The following is a 21,659-nucleotide window of genomic DNA, read 5'->3' on the forward strand; positions in this document are numbered from 1 at the left end:
CCACATGGGGGTTGATGTGACTGTCACTTGGCGCAGCGCCGTCTTATACGCGCTGACCGTCGTCGTCCTGTCCTGGCTGACCGGTGCGGCCGTCGACCTGGCATGGCAGGCGACATCCGGCGGCCTCAGCGTCTGGCTGTCCTTCTGGCTGAAAGACCCGTGGAACGCGGTCTTCCTGGCGGCCACCACCGTAGTACTGACGTTGGCCCGCCGTCTGGACACGCCCCTGCCGCGCTGGCGCGTCATCCTGGTCGACGGCGGCCTCTACCTCGCGGCGTTCCTCGCCTCCTGGGGCGCCTCCGCATGGGCGGCCGACGACGGCGCGCCGGCAGACGGCGCGTTCTTCATGGCGTACTTCGCCCTCTTCACGCTCCAACTCCCCGCCGCGTGGCTGCTGTCCGCATGGCGCTCCGGCCACCTGCGGGTCGTGCTGAAAGACGACGATGCGGACTCCGCGAACAGGGACCGGACTTGCCAGTGACCAAGACCCGACGCCCCTACGCGGCCGCGGTCGCCATCTGCGCGATCCTCGCCGGCTGCTCAACACCGGCCCCCGTCGGCGACACCAGCCCCTCCGACCCTCTCACCCGAACCCTGAAGGAAAGCGAACGCCCTGCCGCCCCGGACTTCTCCGGGACAACCCTGGAGGGCCGTACGGTCCACCTGTCCGACTACCGGGGCAAGGTCGTCGTGGTCAACGCCTGGGCGTCCTGGTGCGGCCCTTGCCGCGCTGAAGCGCCGGAGCTGGCAAAGATCCAACGGGCGTGGGCAGGCCGCGGACTCCAGGTCCTCGGACTCGACAACGACCACAGCCGCGCCGACGGGCTCGCCTTCCAGAAAGACCACCACCTCGGCTACCCGTCCCTGCACGACCCGTCGGGCCGACAGGCCCTGAGGCTGCCGCGCGGCCTGGTGAACACACAGGCACTCCCCTTCACGATCGTCATCGACCCGGCAGGGAAGATCGCGGCCACCCGGATGGGAGCGGTGACACAACCCACGATGGCGAGGATCGTCCCCCCGTTGCTGCCCGGCACCAGCAAGAAGCCCGGCCAATCACCCGCCGGTGATCCCGGCATCGGTCCATGACACACCCGGTCTCGTACAGCTCCACTTCGAACGGGTCGGCATCCACGGTTGGCGTAGCTCAACAGATCCCGGTGCACCCACAGCCTCATTGAACACAGTGGTGGTCGGCCCTGGATTCCTGGCTGTTCGCACCGAAGCATTCAAGCCCAATTGGCGTGCCGATGCGGGAAGATGATGGGCTATGAGCGACGGGGGCGGGCGCCGTGCGCCGGGGCGCGTGGGGACCAAGTACTTGCTGTTGGTGTTAGTGGGCGGTGTTGGAGCTCTGGTGATCGCCCGGCACTTCGACTTGAGCGTGCCGGAGACGGCGGTCACAGTGCTGCTGGGGCTGGCACCGGCGTACATCACCTGGGCGACCTACCGTGCCGATAGGTCCGAGGCCGGCGTGATCGATCTGGACACCACGGCCGGTGAGCTGGCGGTGGCGGTCAAGACGCAATGGGACAACGAGCCTGATGTGTGCCGGGTCCTCGACCCCTACCCCTTGCCGGTGACATGGCGGGCGGCTGAGGAAGAGCTGGCCGAGCCTTGGCCGCTCCTGACAGATCTGGCCCACGCCTGGCCGGGCGGACCGCCGGGCGACCCTGCGCGGTGGCCCACGAACGCTGCCGGGCTGGCAGGCGCGGGCGGCGAGATCGGGGAGGTGTTCGGTGACCGCGTGCCCACACGGCGCCTGGTGGTTCTGGGCGACCGTGGCGCGGGCAAGAGCGTGCTGCTCATCCGGCTGTTGCAGGACCTGATCGAACGCCGAACGACCGATGGTCCCGTCCCGGTCTTGTTCTCCCTGGCTTCCTGGGATCCCAGTCGGCAAGCATTGAGGGCATGGTTGGCCGACCAGCTTCACCGTACCTACCCCCGCCAGTTCAGCCCAGCGCCCAGGTGGAACTTCGGCAAGGGGACTGCCCGCGGCGACCTGGCACGGATGCTCTTGGACGCGGGCCGCATTCTCCCCCTGCTCGACGGTTTCGATGAACTGCCGCCCGACCGGCACGCCACCGTGCTCTACGCCCTCAACCGGTCTCTGCCGGCCCGGCAACCCCTCGTACTGGCGAGCCGCGCCGATGCCTACCGCACAGTGCTGAACCGTTCGGACATCAGCGTTCGGCTCAACGGCGCCGCAGCCATCCACCTGCAGCCTCTCAGTCCTCAGGCAGCTGTGTCCTACCTCTACCGCGACGCCGGGGGACCGGACACGCCGGCAGCCCGGCGCTGGGGCTCGGTCGTCGCCCAACTGGGGACCAGCAGTCCGGTCAGCGAGGCCCTGAGCACCCCGCTGGGGCTGTTCCTGGCCTGCACCATCTACAACCCCCACTCCGGTGCCGACTCCCCACCTACCGGCGAAGGCAGCGCACTTCGCCCCGACGAGCTGTGCGACGCGGACAGATTCCCCGACCGGGCCGCCATTGACACCCACCTCTTTCGTGCCTTCATTCCTGCCGCCTACGCCAAACACCCGGAGAATCCGCGCCCGCCACGGTGGAGCTCCGACCAGGCGCTCCGTACCTTCGTGTTTCTCGCCCGGTTCCTGGAGAGCCAGCGCCAAGGCATCCCGGACCTGGCCTGGTGGGAACTGCCGAGGGCGCTGCCGTTGAGCATGCGCTACCTGACGGCCACGCTGGCAGGGGGGCTTGCCTCGGGCATCGCGTTCGGGATGGCGGGAAGACTGGCGGGTGGGGTCCCGGTCGGCGTCGCGGCAGGGGTCCTGCTGGGGATCTTCTTCGGCCACGGATTGGGTGCCCCGTCGAGAGTCCGGCTCCGCTGGTCGCGTATCGGGATCGCCCTCGGAGTGGCGATCGGCATGGCGTTCGGGCTGGCGGGCGGGGTCGCGGGCGGGATCGCCGGAGGCATCTTGGGGGGCCACAGAGAGAACTCCGCCACCGTGAGCAGCTGGCTGCGCTTGTCGCCCAGCGGCATCGTGGGTGGGCTCACCGGTGGATTGGCCGGAGGCTTGGCGGGGAGCCTGACCGGTGGCCTCGCGGTCGGGGCGGCAATCGGAATCGCCGTCGGTGTCGCGATCGGAATCTCCTTCGGGCACAGGGTGGGCTCCGCCACTCCGAGCACGCGGCTGCGTTGGTCACTCAGCGGCATCGCCGGCGGGACAGTGGCGGGAGTCGCCGGTGGCGCGGCATTCGGGTTCGCCGGCGGAATCGCGAGCAGTCTTGTGGAAAAGATCGCTTTCGGGATCGTCGGGGGCGTGGCCGGCGGCATCGCCTTCGGGATTCAGACCGAAGAGCCCGAGCCGATATCCGTTATCGGGCCGGCCGCCCAGTTCGCCCTGGACCGGCGGGCCTTCGTCGTCTTTGGTCTCGCGTTCGGTCTCGCGGTCGGCGTCGCCGGAGGTGTCGCGGTCGGCGTCACGGGAGGTATCGCATTGGGTCTCGCCGGAGGCATGGCGGGGGGACTGTCCCAAACGGCCTGGGCCTACTTCGTCGTGGCACGGGTGTACTTGGCGCTGTGCCACGGGGCCCCGCGCGACCTCATGGCGTTCATGCAAGACGCGCATGAACATCGCGGCGTACTGAGGCAAGTCGGTGCGGTGTACCAGTTCCGGCACATCGAGCTGCAACGTCATCTCGCCCGCTGATCCACAGTGGCCGTACCGGATGAGGCTTGCGCATCGGTAGTACGATTTCGTAGTATCCGAAAACGTGAAGTCCGAATCCGTGTCATCTGAACGATCGGTGCTGCTGACCTTGCAGCGTGCGACCCATGCCACCCTGCAGCTGATCGCCGCCGAACTCGTCGACCTCGACGTGACCGCCTCCGAGATCAACGCCCTGGCCAACCTCGCCGACGGCCAGGGCCGCACGGTGTCCCAGCTGGGCGCCGCTGTCGGCACCCGCCCCACCACCCTGACTAGCGTGCTGGACCGGTTGGAGCGACGGGGCCACATCACCCGCGGCACACGAGCCGGCGACCGCCGCTCGGTGCTGATCGAACTGACCGAGTCCGGGCGCGCGACGGCAGCCCTGATCAGGCAGACGCTGGCCGATCTTGAGAGCCGTGCGCTGGACGGACTGCCTGCCGAGGCGGTCGCCGGCTTCTACGCCGTTGCGGACGCGTTGATCAAGGAGGGAACGTGATGACGAACGACCACGGCACCAAGGGGGAGCCTTCGCCGTTCACCGAGCTCATGGGGGAGGTGATGGCCACAGCCGAGCGATTCGGTCACCGCCAGCACGTTCACCTGACCTGGCTGGCCGTCCGGCACTACGGAACCGGCGCGGCGGTGAACCTGATCAGTGACGGCATTCAGCGCACCGCCCGCTACGCAGGTGTCCCGCAGAAGTACAACACCACCGTCAGCCGGGCCTGGGTCGAGCTGGTGGGCCACCACGCGGGCGAGTCGGACACGGCCGACTTCGACGCTTTCGTCCACCAACACCCTTCCCTGCTCGACAAGAAGCTGCTCACTCGCTTCTACCGGCCCGCCACACTGGCCGGCACCCTGGCCCGAACCGACTGGGTCGAGCCCGACCTCGCGCCCTTCCCCTGGCGGCACGCCGACGGGTGAGCCCGGTGGGCGGCGAGTGTTCAAACGCCGAGGACCGAGCCGCGCACGGCGTCAGTGGCCAGCGCATGGGTGATGACGCGGGCCACGGTCACCACGGCGGGTATGTGTGCCGGCCGGATCCGCTCGGTCGGGCCGACGATGGAGACGGCGGCGACGATGTTGTCGTGGCGGTCGAGGACGGGAGCGGCCACCCCGGTGATCGTGTTTTCGCGTGGGGGACGGGAGAACATCGCGTAGCGGTTACGGCGGATGGCCGCCGGCTCGGCCCGTAGCGCCTCACCAGTGGGGCGCTCCTCGTTCCCCTTCGCCGACGGGCAGGCGGCGAGGAAGTCTTCCTGTACGTGCGTGGGGGCGAAGGCGAGCAGGACCAGTCCCGGTGCGGTGGCATTGAGCGGAAGGCGGCCGCCGACGCGATACCTGATGTGTTTCGCGTCGCGGGCGGACAGCCGCTCGACCAGTACGCCCTCCGAGCCCTCGCGCACTACCAACTGCACGTACTGGCGGGTGGCGTGGCAGAGGTCGTGCAGGTGGGGCAGCGCGGCGGCGCGCAGGCCGTGGCCGCGCGGAGCGAGGGTGCCTGGTGGTGGGGCAGCACCTGCAACGGCCCCGTGCACCTGCGCAACAAGGCCGCGCAGGCCTGCGTCGCCTTCGACGAGTAGAACCTCGAAGAGGGCTTCAAGTGGCGACACTTCGACGAGAAGGGCGTCAACTCATGGAGCTACTTCTACGGTTGGGCGTACATCGGCGGCCAGCCGTACCCCGGCACCAGAGACGACGACATCAGCCCCGATGCCAAGGGATACAGCTACTCGATCGACCCGGACGACAGCGGGCCGAACAATCCCAGCTGCATCGTGGACCACACCGACAACCTGATCGGCTGGTTCCGCGACAGCCGTGACACACGGCCCTACCGGCTTCAGCTCGTCGACCGCAGCAAGTGGTTCGCCCGGCAGCCGTCGGAGCCGTACGAGGACATCCGCACCTTCGAGAACGCGGTCGCGTTCTCCGCTGCCGAGGTCCAGCCCAGGGATCAGTGCGGTGATGCCGGCACCGCCCCGGGCGGCTCGGGCGGCGCCATCAGCCAACCCGAAGCGGACAAACCCGACCCGGGCGACGACACAGGCGCCGCGGGCGGTGACGCCGCCTCGGACGAGGCGTGCAATGTGATGATCGTCGGCGACTCGATCAGCAATGGTTACGAGGGTGACCACACCTGGCGCTACCGCCTGTGGGAGTGGGCTCGCGACCAGCAGTGGAATGCGAACTTCGTCGGACCGCTGACCGGAACCAGGAAATCGTCGGAGGCCCACCCTCCGCAGCCGCCGCCGCTGGTGGAAAACGGCGGGGAACCCGCAGCGGAGGATCCGGGCCCGGCCCAATTCACCGGACCACATGCCGCGAGCGCCGATCCCGCCTTCACCCAGGGCGGCTCCGCTCACTACGCCATGTGGGGGCGCCGCCTGGGACAGGACGTGGACACCATCGAGCCGGTCATGGACCAGCTCAAAGCTCAAGGCCGGCTCCCCGATGTGCTCCTGGTCGAGCTGGGCTTCAACGACATCGGCTGGCAGGGTGCCGGCGCGGGCCTGGTCGACACCATGAAGGAGTTCGTCGACAACGCGCGCAAGGCCAACCCGGCCGTAAGGATCGCGCCGGCCGACGTACCGCAACGGACCAGCCTCGGCAACGCCAACCCGCAGCTCCCACAACGCACCCGGGACTACGACGCGGCCCTCGACCAAGCGGTGCCGCAGTGGAACACGGCCACCTCGCCCGTCGTGCTCGCCGACCTCGACAGCGCGATGAACTGCGACCCCACCGCCACCACATGCGCCACCGCCTACGACGGACTGCACCCCGACCCGCTCGGCGAATACCGCATCGCGCGCGCCTTCGGCACCGCACTGCACAAGGCGTTCGACATCGGCACGCAAGACCCCCAGGTACCGGACGACGTCCCCGACCGGCAGGTGCCCACCCCCACAGGCCTGGCGTTCGACGGCACCCAGCAGGGTGTCACCGTGACCTGGAAGAAGGTTATCGGCGCCCACAGTTACGACGTGCAATGGCGCGAAGCGGTCTCCGGCACCGACAAACCCTGGGAGACCGCCGTCCCCGCCGCCCAGTTCAACCGGTGGGATCTGCCGTGGCAGTACAGCTTCCAGCCGGTCGACGGTCACCGGTACGAGGTCCGGGTGCGCGCCGTCGCCGGCGACGCCGACCACCTCAAGTCGGCCTGGTCGGCTCCGGTCTCCGGCATCGCCCACCCGACCACGCCCGACCCGCCCGACGAGGTGACCGCCACCGCCGCCGGCCCCGGCGAGATCGACGTCAGCTGGACCCCCGTCTGCGACGACTCGCTCACCCGTTACGCGGTCTACGTCTACGACCAGGACACCCCGCTGACCTTCGCCCGCGTCTACGGCTACGCCCCCACCGTGCGTCCCCTGCGCCGCATCACGGGCCTGACCCCCGGCCACCACTACCAGGTCTTCATCTGCAGTTGGAACGCCGCGGGCGAGGGCAAGCCCCGCATCGCCGGGAAGACAGTGGTGCCTTGACCCTTGACGGGGCACGTCAGGCTTGACGGGTCCGAGGGGTGATGGGCGCGGCCCACGCCGCGCCCATCCTCCCCGGCAGCGACTACGGCGAGCCGCACATCTGCGATCGCAGCAAGCGCAGGCCTCAGCGAGCGCTCTTCGCTCCCGTTCGCCAGCGGCGGCCAAGGAGGACGACGGCAGCACCGGCGGCCACCGACCCAGCGGCTACGCCGCCGAGGGCGATGGCCCGCGTGGTCGACCGCCCGGAGCCGGTGTCCGCGAGGATCGCGCCGGAAGGATCGGCGGCGGTCGTCGTGGTGGCGGTGCCCCGGGCTGCCTGTTCGATCAGGCGGGTGACCGCCCCCGGCTGGGACACCGAGACGGCGTGGGACGCCTTGACCTCGACGGTGTGCGCGTGGGCGCGCCGAGCCATGAAGCGCTGCGAGGCCGGCGGGATGTTGCGGTCCTCGGTGGTGATCAGGGTCCAGGAGGGGATCGTCTTCCAGGCGGCCTTGGTGGCCTTCTCCGCCAGGGCCGAGGCGGCCACGGGACGCTGGGCGGCGGCCATCAGGTCGGTGACCGACCTGGGCACGTCGGCGGCGAACTGGTCGTGGAACTTGTCCACCTTGATGTACTGGTCGGTGCCCGTGCCACCGCCGGGAAGGGGGAAGTGCACGTTGTTGAGTGCACTCCCGAGCGTGCTCCCGGGAAACTTGTTGGACAGTTCCAGAGCACCCTCCCCCTCCGCGGGGGCGAAAGCGGCTATGTAGACCAACGCCTTGACCTGGGCATCCCCGACGGCAGCCTCGCTGATCACGGCGCCGCCGTAGGAGTGACCGACGAGCACGACCGGTCCGTGCACGCTCATCAGCACGCTGTGGATGTACGCGGCGTCACTGGCCAGCCCGCGCAACGGGTTGGCCGGAGCGATGACCGGATACCCCGCCTGCCGTAGGCGCTTGATCACCCCGTTCCAGCTGGAGCCGTCGGCGAAGGCACCGTGCACCAGCACGACGGTGGGCTTCACACCGCCCGCGCCACCATCCGCTGAAGCCGGTGCCGCCGGGACCGCGCACAGGACAGCGACGGCGAGTCCCGCCGCCGCGCCGTGGAGACGCCGCGTGTGGCGTCGTATGCCGTGGACCGCACTCATGCTGTTCTCGCCTTCCGTCAGGCCCTACGGCAATCAGCTTCACGCGCCCGCGGCGCCGAGCCAGCTCACCCAGTGCAATCGGGTGAAACCGGTACGGCAGTCGGTGTAACCGCTCGCGCGAGAGGCATGGCGAAGTCGCGGTGCGGGGAAGCGGCGCGGCAGGTCACCCGGTCGGGCGGCGTCGAACAGGATCCTGTCGGGATGCACGGAGACAGCAGCGGCTCTGTGTGGTGTGTGACCGTGCCGCGCATGTGGAGGTCAGCCGTACGCCACGGGAACCGTTCGTGTGCGGCGCCCTGCCGCAACCGGACCGCTAGGGCGAATTACGGCGAGTTGCTGTCAGACGGAGCGATCGGCACCGTAGTAGCCGTGACGCATCCGGAACCTCATGGGGTCGGTACCGTTCTCTTGGATGTGCTCGATCAGCATCGTCCTCAGCGGGTCGGGCAGCCGCATGCCGTGTGCTTGGGTCCGTTCGAGCGAGCTGAACAGTGCGGCGGCACCGTCGAGTTGGACCGGGCTCGGCGGCCGCACCGTGCACGCGGTGACAAGGAGGTCGGGTTCTTCGGCCAGGAGCAGGCGTTGCACCGCCATGTCGTACCACCTGAGGCCGCCGGTGGACTCCCTGGTGGGGAGCCCGGCCCAGGCCAGCAGGACGCGAATCCGCTCGATCGCGTCGGGATAGTGGTGGCGGGTGAGAGCGGCGAGCCGCTCTCCGGCGTCCCGCACTCGACGTGACCAGGCTCCGAGGTCACCACCCTGCGGATAAGCCACGTCTGCGGCCGCGTCGGACAGCCCGGCAGGCGCGCCCTGGACCCAATGCATCCGGCGCGCCTCGGCGTTGGCCTCTTGTACAGCCCGCGCTGCCTGAGCATCCCGCGAGCGGGTCAGGCCTCGCTCCGCCAGCCATGCGGTGAGCGCCGGACCGTCCCGCAGGTCGGCGTCGCAGTCACCGATCCCTCGGAGACCGGACTGGTGATGCAGTGTCCAGCAGGCCATCAGTTCGCCGCTTGAGTCGTGCACCATGATGGTCGGCCAGCCGTTGCACCGGCAGCTGTCGCCGGTCCCTCCGTCCACAACGGTCAGTAGCTCGGCCACGTCGGCGATTTCGGCACCGGTCACCACGATCCGCGGCACGTCGGCGGAGTCGGCCTTGTCGGGCGCTCCCTCGACGATCACGACGCGCGCGGCGCGGTTCAGCACATCACGCAAGCGAGCTGTTGTCGGCGGGCCTGCGGCCATCCCCACTATTCCCTCGAAGATCACGGTTGCGAGGATATCGACAGCTCACCAACTGCGAGCCCGACAGCACCGCTGGTGCACCCGCACTTCGCCAAACGATCCGAACACCGCATCCTCACCGAACGCCCCGAGCGGGAGACAGCGTGACCCCCATCGTTCCCCGGATCATCCACACCGACCGGCTCACTCTCCTGCCCCTGTCGGTCGAGCACGCCGAAGAGATGGCCGCGGTGCTGTCCGACCCGGACCTGCACACCTTCATCGGCGGCGACCCAGCCACCTCGCAGGCTCTGCTCACCCGCTATGAACGCCTGGTCGCCGGCTCACCCGACCCCACTGTCTCCTGGTGCAACTGGGTGATTCAGCTCCGCGACGCGACCTGCCTGACCGGCACGGTCCAGGCGACGGTCACCGCCAGTGACAAAGGACGCGTGGCAGAGATCGCCTGGGTCGTGGGGACTCCCTGGCAGGGGCGAGGCATCGCCACCGAAGCAGCCCAAGGACTGGTCGCTTGGCTCCGGGAACAAGGCGTGCGGACGGTCATCGCCCACATCCACCCCGACCACAAAGCATCCGCCGCCGTCGCGACCGCCTCCGGCCTCACCCCCACGGATCACCGGCACGACGGAGAAGTCATGTGGCACCTGACGGTCAACTGACCCGCCCAGAGGGAGAAGTAGCGTTCGGCCATGCGCTTCAGCAACACACACGGCCCCGGTTGTCGCGCCCGCGGCCCGGTTGATCTGCACGGCGGCTGGCCCCCCGTCCGGAGCCACCCGTCCCGCTAGGGCCGGACGTCCGCCGCTGAGCCGCGCAGCCCGTGCACCGCGACGAATCCCGGGCCCGGCGGCTCAGGCCCTCTGGCGCCGGAGGGTGAACGCCGTTGCCGTGTCGGCCATGTCGGCCCTCACGGTTACCCGTCGGCGCCGGGATGGAGCACGGCCGCGGCGATCTCCCGGACGCGGTCCAGGGTGATCCCGGTGCGCTGCTCGACGGCGAGGGGGTGGTCGGTGGGTTCGAGCTCGACGAAGGGGCGTTCGCCCAGCGGACGGGTGTGGACGTTCGTCTTCAGGTTGAGGGTGGTGGGCGAGTACACCGGCAGGTCGGTGGTGAGCCAGCCGAAGTGCGGTTTCTCGGACTCCCGGCCCGGCCTGTCCCACCAGTCGGCAGCGCGGGAGAAGTTCTCGCGACTGAGCGAGACCCAGACACCCCAGGAGAAGACCTCGTCGCCTCCGATGACTGGTATCTCGATGAGGCCCTTGACGAAGTAGTGCTGCCCCTGCACCACGCACTGGTCCGACGAGAGCAGACAGTCCTCGGCGTCGGCAAAGGCCGGATCCCACACGGCCGGGGCCGCGGCCGTGAAGTTCATCGGCAGCTCGGGGTGGTGTGCGCCGCAGCACGAGCAGGAAAATCCGGGATCACTGGTCATGGCGTGGAGCCTAGTGATCTGCGTCGCCGCCCCGGTCGGCACCCCCGTGGGCCACCGGTGTGCCGAGAGCATCCCGCATCCTGTGCCCCCTGAGGGAGCAGGGCGGGACAGCTCATGGCTGGGTCGACGGGAGAGTCGCGGCGGCGGTCTGCCGGGACGGCTCTTCGGGCAGAGGCCCGCGCGCCGCCCGGGCCGACGCGCCGGCTCGCGTGAGTGCCTGGCCGACGCGCCGCCTCGCGTGAGTGCTGTTCACATGCCGCCGGGCCCGTTTATGGGCAACTGCGACGTCGGGCGGTAGTGGTGGGCGAGGTTGGCGTCGCGGTTGTGGCTGTGGCGATGGGCCTCCGGGTAGCCGTACTCCTTGAGTCGCCGGCGGCCGGAAACGATGTCGCGCAGACGAGTCATAGCGCGGCTGAGCATGGTCTTCATGCGTGTCCCCCTTGTGCAAGTGGTCCTGACAGGCAGGATGCACCAGCCGGCGGGGTGGGTTCCGGTGCTTGAGCAGATCTTGAGCCTCGGCAACCAGCCGAGTTTCGCGGCCAGTTGCGTCAACCAGGGCCAGGTCCCGTGGGGTCGGGGTTGTGCAGGGTGGGCCGGGACCAGGGCGCGTCGACGGCTCCGGACTCCGGCCGTAGCCCGAGTTCGCTGAGCTGGTTGACCGCCATCATGGCGGTGAACATCGCGTTCGGGTTGGCGCCCCCGACCCCTGGATCGGTGATGGTTTCCGCGTAGCGGGCGGTGAACTCGCTCGGCCGAACCTGCCTGCTCTCACCGGTCAGCTTGAGAGCCGCCGCCTGCAGGGCGGTGGCCTGCTCCAGCAGCCCGTCCAGGTAGGACACCACGTCAGCGCCACGGCGCAGGGCGAAGGTGTGCCCGTCGGTGAGGAGCGTGGCTTCTTCCTCCTCGAAGAGAAGGGAGACGGCGCCGAGCACGGTCTGGATCTTGAGCTGGTCGGCGTCACACATCGCACCGCAGGGTCCGTTGCCCTCGTCGGACAGGTGAAGGACGCCGCAGTCTCTCAAGTGAACGATGACATGCCCGGCACAGTGGCCCTGGCTGCGCAGCACGCGGACCGCGCCGTCGGCGAAGGTCCAGCCGGTGAATCGGAGCGAGCCGATCCGAATCCGCTCCAACGCTCGCTCCTCGTAGGTGCGGGTCGTCGCGCCGAACGGGCGCATGGGCTGGAAGAGCGACACCACCTTGTTGCCGGCCAGTGCGGGCGGCACCGGGAGCGGTGCCAACCCGGCGATGCACTCGAAGGACCGGATCCAGTACGGCCCCGGGTCCCGCATCTGGTCGAGGTCACGGGCGGGGACGTAGTGCTCGACCGGCACGCCCAGTTCGTCGGCCAGGTCGTTGTTGCCGACGTGGTCAGGATGGCCGTGCGTGGTCAGCACCAGCGCCCGGGACCAGGGCCCGACCCGGTCGGCCGCCTCCCTCAGGGCCGCGCGGTAGACCGACGTGACGCCGGTGTCGACCATCACCAGAGTGTCGCCGACCCGGTGTACGAGGGAGTTGGCGACATCCGGCTGATCGCGCTCGACACGCAGTTCCTGCCCGAGGACCAGCACGGTCCGCTCGTCGATCTCGATCAGGTCACCGAGGGTGGTCATGGATCCTCCCGCGCTCTCGTCCGGGTCCGGCTTCCTACGGAGCCGCGGGAGGGAGGCCACGAGCGTGTGGTGCTCGTGAGTGATGGGTGACGGTGGACGCCGCACGCCGGGCACGCCGACCCGTCCTCTGTGGGCCCTGCCGCCCATCTCGGCGATGTCGGCGACGGGTCCCCTGCCGACGAGGGTACGCCGCACCACGCGTGGTGTCCCTCCGGCCGTATGCGGGCCAGGGCCTGCGTCACCCCTGGCCCGTACGGTGCCAACTCAGACGCAGTCGCCGGTCGGGACGTCCTTGACGAACACGAGCCCGTCGCTGTGTGCCAGGTGCCCCGGGTCGAACGGGGCGTAGCCGAACCAGGGGGATACACGCAGCGGGGGCCGAGTCTCGCCGAGGGTGGTGGCCAGCCGCGGGGCGTCGATGACGCAGCGGTCCTCCGGGAGCGCGTACAGGAGACCTTCGACGGTGTCCGGCGGCGGGGTGTCCACGCCCTGGTGCCGGATCGTGCCGAGAGCGGTGGCCACGAAGGCGTACGCCTCACCGAGCTGGGCACTCACCAGCGCACCGGCGCTCCACCACTCCACCGGCCCCTCCCACATCTGCATCGTGCTCTTCACCCGCTGCAGGTGGGAGTTGTGGGCGTGGACGAGTGCCGGGCGCCGTTCGGCGAGGGCGAGGAGGTTGTGGGCCATCATCTGGTCCCGCAGGCTCACCAGCCGTGTCATGCGGGCCTGCGAGGTGTCGGCCATCCAGTGGTGGTAGCGCAGCAGGCCGGTGGCGGTACGCCCGTACAGGCGCGAGCGGTCCCAGTCGTCCCGCGAGGTCGCCGTGATCAGGTGCGGCATCTGCGTGTCGAGCAGCGCCACCAGATCGTCGGCGAGCAGCCGCAGTTCTCCGGCCTCGGCCGACTGCCCCACGGACTGGGCCGGATCCATCATCGCGGCGGGATCGGTCCATCGGTCGTCGGGGCCGAGCAGGCGGTCGAGCGCTTCCGCGGTGCAGGGGAGCAGGTGGGCGTCCACCTGGGCCGCGAGGTAGGCGTGGAGTGCGGTGAGGGCCTGCCGGGGGCTCGCGGCGCCGGTGATCTCCAGCGGCCCGTCGAAACCGGCGAAGCGGAGCCGCTCGGACGCGGGCCGGCCGTCGTTGTAGGCGCGCATCCAGCGCACGAGCTCGCGGTTGGCCGCGGAGGTGCCCCAGCCGTGGCTGAATCCGCTCTCCATGACCTCGTCGAGCGTGCCCGTGCCCGAGGCGACGTACTCGTCCACGGCCAGGGCCATCATGCAGTCGCTCTCGATCGCGATCGTCCGGTAGCCCTCCTGCTCGACGAGCTGCTCGAAGAGCTCGTTGCGCAGGTCGAGCAGAGTGTCCTCGCCGTGGGTGGGCTCGCCCAGGGCCAGCAGCCGGGGGCGGGCCGGGAGCAGCCTCATGACGGCGGCAGCCTCGACGGCATGAGCGGTGTCCTTGATGTCGGTAGCCACGCCTTCAACGCTATCGTTGAACCGTTGGTTGAAACTTTGCCGCGACACTGCCGCGATATCGTGGGTCGCATGGGGCAAAACCTTCAAACCGGCGGGCGGCTCAGGCCGGTTGATCTGGCGCGCGGGCACGGTCTGTCCACGCAGGCGGTCAGGAACTACGAGGAGGCCGGCATCCTTCCGGCCGCCGGTCGCACACCTCACGGCTACCGGACCTACACCCCGCTGCACGCGCAGGCCCTGCGCGCGTTCCTCGCCCTGGTGCCCGGCCACGGCCACCCGACGGCGACGTCGATCATGCGGGCCGTGAACCAGGGCGCGGTCGACGAGGCGTTCCGCCTCATCGACGAGAGCCACGCCCAGCTCCTCGACGACCGCCGGACCCTCCAGGCCGTGGAGAGTGCCCTGCGCGACCTGGAGCCCACCGTGGCGCCCGAGCCCGGTGTGGGCTCCGAGCCGGGCGCGGTGTCGGGGTCCGGGTCCGGGTCCGGGTCCGGTGGCACGTTCATCGGGCCGCTGTCGGGCAAGCTCGGAATCCGGCCCGCGACGCTCCGCAAATGGGAGCGCGCCGGGCTGGTGCGGCCGCACCGCGACCCGCGGACCGGGTACCGCGTCTACGACGAGGCCGACGTAAGGGATGCCCGGCTGGCACACCAACTCAGGCGCGGCGGCTACCTGTTGGAGCAGATCGCTCCGCTGATCGCCCAGGTGCGTGCGGCTGGCGGGCTGGAGCCGCTGCAGGCCGCACTGTGCGACTGGCACGACCGGTTGTCCGCCCGCGGGAGGGCGCTGCTGACCGGTGCCGCCGAGCTGGAGGCGTACCTGCGAAAACGCGAATGACGACGACTTCGGATCGGGGGAGGGCGGTGCGTGCCTGCGCGGCCGGGCGGGCGCCGGGCGAACCGGGCCGGCTCACTGCGCCGATGGCGTGGCGTGGCGTGGCATGGCATTGCGTGGCGTGGCGACGTCCGGTTGAGGGCAGCATGTCCGGTGCCGCGGCGTTGCTTTCGCAGGGGGAGACGGGTGATCCAGGACCGGGTGCCGATACGGGTCGCACGTGAGGCGGACACAGGGCTGTGGTCGCTCACCGCGCCCCCGTGGAGTCTGTCGCCGCCCGTCGTCGCCGGACCCCGGGTCTACCTTCCTGTGGGCGGCCGTCTTGCCGTACTGGACCGTGACAGGACGGATGGCTGTACGCCGTCGATCGCGCCGGACGGCTGTGGACCGGCAAGGCGGTCCACGAGCATGGGGGCATGCTGCGCCCCCTGCCGCGTTGGCCCCGGGGATACGGCAGCGGTGGGTACCACGGCCGCCTGATCGTGGCGGGCGACCGCGTCTACGCGCTCTTGCCGCGCCGGGGCCTCGGGGGCGAGCTCGTCGCCCTGCGGCAGGGCCGGCGCCCCGCGTCCTGGAACCGGCCCGTGCCGTGCGGCGGACACGTACTGCTGATGGACAGGAACGGCGAGTCCGACACCCTCATCCTGGTGGACGGCGAGAGTGGCCGCGGTGCCTCCGCCTGAACGAAGTACACAACTCGACGCCGTAGCAGCCTGGTTGATGGTGTCGGTCTGCGGCCCGGCACGAGCGCTACTGGTTTTCCAGCGCCGCCACCAGCTGCGGCAGGCCGTTGCTGCCCATGATGAGGGCCAAGTGGTCGTGGTAATCACGGCTGTTGACGATGAGGCCGTCACGGACCCGCAGTACTTGGATGTTGGCAGCCTCGAAGGTCCGTCCGGTCACCCGGTGGTGCGCCTGGTAGTCCCACTCGGCGACGATCACCTCCGGGTCATCGGTCTCCCGGATCACCACGTTCGACGAGGTCAGTTCGATGGGTGAGTGCGCCGCGACCTGTGCGAACCGCTCTCTGAGCGTGTCCCGGCCCTCGAACCGGCGTGGTCCGAGCGGCTCGAAGACGGTTTCCACGACGGTGTCTTCGGCATAGAGCTCGGCCAGCTCCGAGAACCGTCCGGCGGTGATGCCGTTGAGCAGCTTCTGGAACACGTCGCGCGGTGACCGCGTTTCGGGCATGGTCAACCTCCGGCAGTCGTCGTCGTTAGAATCGGACTAGTGACTCCGGTTACGACGATACGGACTGGCGACTCCGGTTGTCCAGATGGTTTGGACATGGGCGGGAAGAGGTGAGAGGGATGGGCGGCGCTCAGGAGCGCCCGTTGCGGGCGGACGCGGCCCGCAACCGAGCCAGGCTGCTGGACGTGGCCACGGAGGTGTTCACCAGCCGCGGCGTCGGTGTGCCGACCGAGGAGATCGCCCGGGCCGCCGGGGTCGGGATCGGCACGCTCTTCCGGCACTTCCCGACCAAGGAGGTACTCCTGGAGGCGGTGATGGTGCGCCGGCTGGAGACAATGGCGGCCCAGACCGCGCGGCTGGCCGCCGAGTCCGAGCCCGCCGAAGCCTTCTTCGGCTGCTTCCGCCTGCTGATCGACCAGTCCGCGGGCAAGAACGACTTCGTCCAGGCACTGGCCGCGGCCGGCGTGGACGTGCACTCGGCCCTGCGGGAGTCGAGTACGACCATCCGGGCCCAGCTGGAGAAACTGCTGGCCGGGGCGCAAAGGGCCGGGGCGGTCCGCCCGGAGCTGAGCCTGCCGGAGCTGCTCGCCCTGCTGGCCGGAACAGGCGCGGCGATGGAGCAGCTCGCGGCCGACCCGGCTGCCCGGGAGCGAGTCCTCGAGGTTGTCTTCGACGGGCTGCGGCCACACTGATCACCGGAGGACTCGCGCAAGAAAGCGGGACTGCTCAGAAGCGATCCGCAGCGGGGCTCAAGCGGCCGAGGTGCCCACAGCGTGCGGAGCGAGAATCGCCAGGAGATTTCCGGTGACGTCGTCGACGCCCCCGCAGCCGTCGATCTCGTGGAGGACGCCGGTCAACCGGTAGCGCGTGAGCAGCGGTTGGGTCTGCCGCGTGTGGACCGCCAGGCGCGTGCGCGCGGTCTCCGCCGTGTCGTCGGCGCGCTGGACGAGTCCGTGCCCGCAGCTGTCGCACAGCCCCGGGGCGCGTGGCGGCCTGGTGACCGGATGGTAGATCGCCCCGCAGCCGCCGCAGGTCCGACGTCCGGTCAGGCGGCGCAGCAATACTTGGTCGGGCGCGGTCAGGTGCAGGACCGCCGCGAGCCGTCGCCCCTGGCCTGCCAGTGCCGTGTCGAGAGCCTCGGCCTGCGTGAGGGTCCGCGGGAAGCCGTCCAGTACGACGCCGCCCGCGCAGGACGGGCCGTGGATCTGGTCCAGGGCCATCGCGGTCACGAGCTCGTCCGGGACGAGCTCCCCGCGCCGCATGTGTGCGGCAGCGGCGACGCCGAGCCGGGTCCGTTCCGCGACATGGCGGCGCAGCAGGTCCCCGGTGGACAGATGGGGGATGTTCAGGGCCTGCCGCAGCCGGGCGGCCTGGGTGCCCTTTCCCACGCCGGGCGGGCCGATGAGGAGGAGGTCCATGCGGTGCCTTCCGTCGTACGTACCAGTACGGCCACCGTGCTCGGCGGTGTGGCGCCGGGGCAAGAACAGTCCGGTCGGCGGTGGGCGGGGCACGACGAACGGTCGCCCGACCACGACGAACGGTCGGCGACGGACAGGCGCCGATGTCTGCCCGTTCCCTGGTGAACTGCCGGCCGGTGCGACCCTCGGCAGCCGGGCGTCAACGCCGTCCCGGGACCGGCTCAGCGGGCTCCGCCACATGCATGGCCAGCATGAGGTCCTCCGCGCCGGCGGGAGGGCGCCCCAGCCGGGAGACGACGACCATGACCGCGAAGGCAAGCGGCACCGACCAGGCGGCGGGCTGCATGAGGAGGCTCCCCGGCCAGCCCGCGGAGGCCGCGCCCAGCGCGGAGGCGACGGCGGCGCCGGCGGCCGCGACAGCGCCGACCACGAGTCCGGCACCGGCACCGGCCGCTGTCAGCCCGCGCCACCAGATGCCGAGGAGCAGCAACGGGCAGAGCGTGGACGCGGAGATCGCGAAGGCCCAGCCGACCATCACGTTGATCTCCAGTGAGCGTGCCGGCAGCGCCAGTGCCACGCCCACCGCGGCCCCGACCACGACCGTCACCCGCAGGTCGCGCAGCGAGCCGGTGCGCAGGTCGTGGCCGATAGCGCCGGCCACCACCAGCAGCAGCCCCGACGAGGTGGCCAGGAAAGCGGCGTAGGCCCCGGCCGCGACGACCGCGGACAGCGCGGGCCCCCACGGCGGACCCAGTGCCGCCGCGGGCAGGACCAGAGCCACCGTGTCGGTGGTCTCGGTGAGGTACAGCTGCGGGGCCGCCGTCCGGCCCAGCAGCCCGTACACGGCAGGAGCCAGGTAGAAGAGGCCGAGCAGGGCCAGAGTGACCACCACCGCTCGGCGTGCCGCCCTGCCGTCCGGACTGGTGTGCAGTCGTACGAGGATGTGCGGCAGGCCGGCGGTGCCCAGGACCGTGGCCAGCAGGAGCGACCACGTCTGGAAGAGGGGATGGCCTCCGCCGGGCAGTTGGAGCAGGGGCGTGCGCCACACCGGCCCGCCCAGTTCCGCCGCGCCGCGCACGTCGGGAACCGCAGCTCCTTTGGGGAAGCGCACCCGTGCGCCGTCCGCGACGGTGTGCTGTCCCGGCGCCCAGGCAGTCGTCCGGTCGCCGTCGGTGACGGTGACCGGGGTCCGCACCTCAAGGAGTGCCGGGGCATGGAATTCGACGGTGGTCGCCTGCCGGAAGTGGGTGCCCCGCTCCGGGTGGACGGCCGCGGACCGCTCCCCAGGCCCGACCGCGATGATCAGAGCCAGCGCGGGCACGGCAAGGAAGAACAGCTTCACGGCGTACTGGAAGGCCTGGACGTAGGTGGCCGAGCGCATGCCGCCCAGCGCGACGGTCACGGCCACGACGGTGCCGGCGAGCAGCACGCCCAGCGGGTACGGGAGTCCGCCGAAACGGGCCAGGATGCGCGCCGCGCCCTGGAACTGCGGCACCAGATAGGTCCAGCCGATGAGCAGCACGGCCAGGCCGGCCAGGCGCCGCACGGGAGGCGAACCGAGCCGGTTCTCCACGAAGTCGGGCACGGTGTAGGCGCCGGAGCGTCGCAGCGGCGCCGCCACCGCGACCAGCAGCACCAGATACCCGGCGGTGAAGCCCACCGGATACCAGAGCCCACCGACGCCGCTCGCCAGCACCACGCCGGCGACGCCCAGGAACGAGGCCAGCGAGAGGTACTCGCCCGCGATGGAGGCACCGTTCAGCGTCGGTGACACGCTGCGGGCGGCGACCAGGAAGTCGGCTGTGCTGCGCACCACCCGGACGCTGAACATCCCGATCCCCAGGGCGGCCAGCGCCACCAGGGCGATCAGAGCGATGGTCATCGCGTGCCCTCCGCCCGCTCGGCACGGCGCAGCAGGGCCAGGGCGGCGAGCAGCAGCAGCGGGTAGGCGAGCACGCCGACCATGAGCCAGGACAGCGGGATGCCCGCCCACCGGATCGTGCCCAGCCGCGGCACGGTGGCGATCAAGAGGGGCAGGGCCAGCAGCAGCGCGGCCAGCACCAGCATGGTGACTCCGGCGAGTCGGCGCTGTCGTAGATAGGCGCGCCGGGCGGCGGCCGCGTCGAAGTCGGTCGGCAGGACCAGATGCCGGCCGGACGCCGAGCGTCTGGCCAGGGCCAGCCGAGTCTGCGGGCTGACCACCGCCACGCGGCGCGGTCGGCTCATCGCCGGACCCCGCCGATCCGGCCGTCCCGCGCCGCCGCGAACAGTTGTTCTTTCAGCTGCCGGGCGTGGCGGCGGCTGACCGGGACGTCGCCGCCCGCGGTGTGGGCGACGAGCTGGCCCACGGCGTCGGTGCGCAGGTCCTCCACGGCCCGGAGGGCCAGCAGGTAGCCGCGGTGCACCCGCAGGAACCCGGCCTGGGACCAGCCGCGTTCGAGTGCGGACAGGGGCATGCGGACCAGGAACCGCCCCTCCCGGGTGTCCAGCCGCACATGGTCTCCGTGCGCCTCCACGAACCGCACCTGCTCCCGCCGCACGTACCGGGTGCGGCCCTCGGACTCCACCTTGAGCACGGCCAGGTCACCGGCCGGTTCGGGCGGTGCGGCGGCGCGGGGGACAGGGGCGGCGCGGGCCCGGTGAACCCGTTCGAGGGCCTGTCGTACCCGTCTGGCGGAGGCGGGCTTGAGGAGGTAGTCGACTGCTCCGATCCCGAAGGCGTCCACCGCGTGCTGCTGCGAGGCGGTGACGAAGACGACGGCGGGCGGCCGCGCCAGCCGGGAGAGCACCGCGGCCAGCTCCATGCCGTCCAACCCGGGCATCCCGATGTCGAGGAAGGCGGCGTCGAACTCGCGGTGCCGCAGCAGCTTGAGCGCGGACACCGCATCGGGGGCCGCTTCCACCTGCCCCACGCCGGGGACGCCGCGCAGAAGGTGGACCAGTTCGTCGCGGCTGAGCGGCTCGTCCTCGACGACCAGCACCGACAGTTCATCGGTCATGCCGACACCCCGGTCATCTCGTCACCATCCCGGGGGAGGACAGCGGCACCCGGAAGGTGATGCGCGTGCCCGCGCCGGGCGCCGTCTCCACCACCAGCCCGTACTCCGGGCCGTACAGGGTGCGCAGCCGCTGGTCCACATTGGCCAGGCCGATCCCGGAGCGCTCGCCCCGCCCGGCCAGCACCGCCTCTGCCAGCTCCGGCTCCATGCCCGCACCGTCGTCCTCGACGGTGATGGTGCAGTCGGGGCCCACTGCGGCGCCGGTGACGGTCACGGTCCCACCGCCCGGCCGCGGCTCGATGCCGTGCCGGATCGCGTTCTCCACCAAGGGCTGAAGGGTGAGAAACGGCAACGCCACCGGGAGGACCTCGGGGGCCACCCGCACCGAGGTCGACAGCCGGGAGCCGAAGCGGGCCCGTTCGAGTTGCAGATACACCTCGATGGCCCGGAACTCCTCGGCGACAGTGGTGAACTGTCCCCGCCCGGAGAAGGCGTAGCGGGCCAGGTCGGAGAACTCCACCAGCAGGTCCCGGGCCCGCTCCGGGTCGGACCGCACCAGGGACGCGATGGCGGACAGCGCGTTGTAGAGGAAGTGCGGCGAGATCTGGGCGCGCAGGCGACTCAGCTCGGCGAGTGCGAGTTCCTCCCTGGCCAGGCCCAGCACCGCACGCTCCAGGGCCTCGCCGAGCCAGTCCGCGAGCGCCTCGACCTGCTCGGTGGTGACCTGGTCACCGGCCACCACCAGCGCCCCCATGGGTTCCGCACCGGTGAGCAGCGGGGCGGCGACGGCGCCGCCGCTGCGCACGAGGCGGCCGTCGGTGAGGGCACGGTCCGCCAGCTCGCGCACGTCCTCGCGCACTCTCCCGGCCGTACCGAGCGGGCCCGCCAGGTCGCACAGGACGACCCCGTCGGCGTCCAGCAGCGTCCGGGCCCGGCGCGCCACCCTCTCGGCGGCCTGCGCGGTGAGCCCGTCGGCCAGCTCGTCGGCCATGCCGCGCGCGGTCCGCAGCACGGCGGCCACGTCGGCGCCGCCGACTCCGAGCGGGTTGCGCCGATGCCTGATCCCTCCCGGGTGGACGCCGATCACGTACTCACCGTACGACCACGCGGCCCGGCGCGCCGGTCACCGTCCGGCCCGCCGTTCGTCGCGCCGAG

Annotated in this window: 24 protein-coding genes; 11 read left to right on the forward strand and 13 right to left on the reverse strand. The window is 70.8% G+C overall.

Translation table 11 applies throughout. From position 1 onward, the window contains the following. Positions 1-16: 16 nt before the first annotated feature. The 5 genes from ACWGKT_RS18190 to ACWGKT_RS18210 all read left to right on the forward strand — a co-directional run bounded on the left by ACWGKT_RS18190 (position 17) and on the right by ACWGKT_RS18210 (position 4,603). Positions 17-481, forward strand: coding sequence for a hypothetical protein (locus tag ACWGKT_RS18190; protein WP_453274440.1), 465 nt, complete (start codon positions 17-19; stop codon positions 479-481). Continuing rightward, positions 478-1,089 (forward strand): redoxin domain-containing protein, encoded by a 612-nt coding sequence (locus tag ACWGKT_RS18195; protein WP_453274441.1) that lies wholly within the window; start codon positions 478-480, stop codon positions 1,087-1,089. Before ACWGKT_RS18190 ends, ACWGKT_RS18195 begins: the two co-directional genes overlap by 4 nt. A 268-nt stretch (positions 1,090-1,357) precedes the next feature. Continuing rightward, a complete protein-coding gene (locus ACWGKT_RS18200) occupies positions 1,358-3,673 on the forward strand; it encodes an NACHT domain-containing protein (RefSeq protein ID WP_453274442.1) in 2,316 nt (771 codons plus the stop codon). Between the two features lie 79 nt (positions 3,674-3,752). Further along, positions 3,753-4,172 carry a MarR family winged helix-turn-helix transcriptional regulator gene (locus ACWGKT_RS18205; protein WP_453274443.1) on the forward strand — a complete coding sequence of 140 codons (420 nt, stop codon included), beginning with the start codon at positions 3,753-3,755 and terminating at the stop codon, positions 4,170-4,172. Beyond that, complete coding sequence (locus ACWGKT_RS18210; protein WP_453274444.1) at positions 4,172-4,603, forward strand: hypothetical protein; 432 nt, start codon at positions 4,172-4,174, stop codon at positions 4,601-4,603. The genes ACWGKT_RS18205 and ACWGKT_RS18210 overlap by 1 nt, the downstream gene beginning before the upstream one ends. A gap of 20 nt (positions 4,604-4,623) precedes the next feature. Here ACWGKT_RS18210 and ACWGKT_RS18215 read toward each other — a convergent pair whose 3' ends face one another. Next, positions 4,624-5,154, reverse strand: coding sequence for an IclR family transcriptional regulator (locus tag ACWGKT_RS18215; RefSeq protein ID WP_453274491.1), 531 nt, complete (start codon positions 5,152-5,154; stop codon positions 4,624-4,626). On the opposite strand from ACWGKT_RS18215, the gene ACWGKT_RS18220 reads away from it, so the two are divergent. Both ACWGKT_RS18220 and ACWGKT_RS18225 read left to right on the forward strand, forming a co-directional pair. Next, entirely contained in the window at positions 5,113-5,262 is a 150-nt protein-coding gene (locus ACWGKT_RS18220) for a hypothetical protein (RefSeq protein ID WP_453274494.1), read from the forward strand. The two genes, ACWGKT_RS18215 and ACWGKT_RS18220, sit on opposite strands and share 42 nt — an antisense overlap. Positions 5,263-5,457: 195 nt before the next feature. Next, a complete protein-coding gene (locus ACWGKT_RS18225; protein ID WP_453274445.1) occupies positions 5,458-7,167 on the forward strand; it encodes a GDSL-type esterase/lipase family protein in 1,710 nt (569 codons plus the stop codon). A gap of 124 nt (positions 7,168-7,291) precedes the next feature. Here ACWGKT_RS18225 and ACWGKT_RS18230 read toward each other — a convergent pair whose 3' ends face one another. Together ACWGKT_RS18230 and ACWGKT_RS18235 are read right to left on the reverse strand one after the other, a co-directional pair. Continuing rightward, positions 7,292-8,299, reverse strand: coding sequence for an alpha/beta fold hydrolase (locus tag ACWGKT_RS18230; protein WP_453274446.1), 1,008 nt, complete (start codon positions 8,297-8,299; stop codon positions 7,292-7,294). Between the two features lie 339 nt (positions 8,300-8,638). Beyond that, on the reverse strand, positions 8,639-9,565 hold the full coding sequence (locus ACWGKT_RS18235; RefSeq protein WP_453274447.1) for a hypothetical protein: 927 nt from the start codon (positions 9,563-9,565) through the stop codon (positions 8,639-8,641). Positions 9,566-9,684: 119 nt separating this feature from the next. On the opposite strand from ACWGKT_RS18235, the gene ACWGKT_RS18240 reads away from it, so the two are divergent. Further along, the gene (locus ACWGKT_RS18240; protein ID WP_453274448.1) at positions 9,685-10,200 is read left to right on the forward strand and encodes a GNAT family N-acetyltransferase; all 516 of its coding nucleotides are present in this window, start codon (positions 9,685-9,687) and stop codon (positions 10,198-10,200) included. 254 nt (positions 10,201-10,454) lie between these two features. Here ACWGKT_RS18240 and ACWGKT_RS18245 read toward each other — a convergent pair whose 3' ends face one another. The 4 genes from ACWGKT_RS18245 to ACWGKT_RS18260 form a co-directional block, all read right to left on the reverse strand. Beyond that, a complete protein-coding gene (locus tag ACWGKT_RS18245; RefSeq protein WP_453274492.1) occupies positions 10,455-10,913 on the reverse strand; it encodes a DUF2199 domain-containing protein in 459 nt (152 codons plus the stop codon). Between the two features lie 309 nt (positions 10,914-11,222). Continuing rightward, the gene (locus ACWGKT_RS18250) at positions 11,223-11,402 is read right to left on the reverse strand and encodes a hypothetical protein (protein ID WP_453274449.1); all 180 of its coding nucleotides are present in this window, start codon (positions 11,400-11,402) and stop codon (positions 11,223-11,225) included. A gap of 119 nt (positions 11,403-11,521) precedes the next feature. Then, the gene (locus tag ACWGKT_RS18255; RefSeq protein ID WP_453274450.1) at positions 11,522-12,586 is read right to left on the reverse strand and encodes an MBL fold metallo-hydrolase; all 1,065 of its coding nucleotides are present in this window, start codon (positions 12,584-12,586) and stop codon (positions 11,522-11,524) included. Positions 12,587-12,850: 264 nt separating this feature from the next. Further along, positions 12,851-14,062 (reverse strand): erythromycin esterase family protein, encoded by a 1,212-nt coding sequence (locus ACWGKT_RS18260; protein ID WP_453274451.1) that lies wholly within the window; start codon positions 14,060-14,062, stop codon positions 12,851-12,853. 69 nt (positions 14,063-14,131) lie between these two features. On the opposite strand from ACWGKT_RS18260, the gene ACWGKT_RS18265 reads away from it, so the two are divergent. Together ACWGKT_RS18265 and ACWGKT_RS18270 are read left to right on the forward strand one after the other, a co-directional pair. Further along, on the forward strand, positions 14,132-14,899 hold the full coding sequence (locus tag ACWGKT_RS18265; protein WP_453274452.1) for a TioE family transcriptional regulator: 768 nt from the start codon (positions 14,132-14,134) through the stop codon (positions 14,897-14,899). Between the two features lie 413 nt (positions 14,900-15,312). Further along, positions 15,313-15,579: a hypothetical protein gene (locus ACWGKT_RS18270; RefSeq protein WP_453274453.1), complete on the forward strand. Its 267-nt coding sequence runs from the start codon at positions 15,313-15,315 to the stop codon at positions 15,577-15,579. Between the two features lie 67 nt (positions 15,580-15,646). Here the strand turns inward: ACWGKT_RS18270 and ACWGKT_RS18275 are convergent, their stop codons facing one another. Further along, entirely contained in the window at positions 15,647-16,087 is a 441-nt protein-coding gene (locus tag ACWGKT_RS18275; protein WP_453274454.1) for a nuclear transport factor 2 family protein, read from the reverse strand. Positions 16,088-16,206: 119 nt separating this feature from the next. On the opposite strand from ACWGKT_RS18275, the gene ACWGKT_RS18280 reads away from it, so the two are divergent. Beyond that, complete coding sequence (locus tag ACWGKT_RS18280; RefSeq protein WP_453274455.1) at positions 16,207-16,779, forward strand: TetR/AcrR family transcriptional regulator; 573 nt, start codon at positions 16,207-16,209, stop codon at positions 16,777-16,779. A gap of 57 nt (positions 16,780-16,836) precedes the next feature. On the opposite strand, the gene ACWGKT_RS18285 is transcribed toward ACWGKT_RS18280, so the two are convergent. The 5 genes from ACWGKT_RS18285 to ACWGKT_RS18305 form a co-directional block, all read right to left on the reverse strand. Next, complete coding sequence (locus ACWGKT_RS18285; protein WP_453274456.1) at positions 16,837-17,505, reverse strand: adenylate kinase; 669 nt, start codon at positions 17,503-17,505, stop codon at positions 16,837-16,839. A gap of 199 nt (positions 17,506-17,704) precedes the next feature. Next, positions 17,705-19,387, reverse strand: a complete 1,683-nt coding sequence (locus ACWGKT_RS18290; protein ID WP_453274457.1) for a sodium/solute symporter — start codon at positions 19,385-19,387, stop codon at positions 17,705-17,707. Then, complete coding sequence (locus ACWGKT_RS18295; protein WP_453274458.1) at positions 19,384-19,731, reverse strand: hypothetical protein; 348 nt, start codon at positions 19,729-19,731, stop codon at positions 19,384-19,386. Before ACWGKT_RS18295 ends, ACWGKT_RS18290 begins: the two co-directional genes overlap by 4 nt. Beyond that, positions 19,728-20,504, reverse strand: a complete 777-nt coding sequence (locus tag ACWGKT_RS18300) for a LytR/AlgR family response regulator transcription factor (RefSeq protein WP_453274459.1) — start codon at positions 20,502-20,504, stop codon at positions 19,728-19,730. The genes ACWGKT_RS18295 and ACWGKT_RS18300 overlap by 4 nt, the downstream gene beginning before the upstream one ends. A gap of 13 nt (positions 20,505-20,517) precedes the next feature. Continuing rightward, on the reverse strand, positions 20,518-21,591 hold the full coding sequence (locus tag ACWGKT_RS18305; RefSeq protein WP_453274460.1) for a sensor histidine kinase: 1,074 nt from the start codon (positions 21,589-21,591) through the stop codon (positions 20,518-20,520). Positions 21,592-21,659 lie beyond the last annotated feature (68 nt).

This window comes from Streptomyces sp. NPDC054794 (assembly GCF_053611585.1).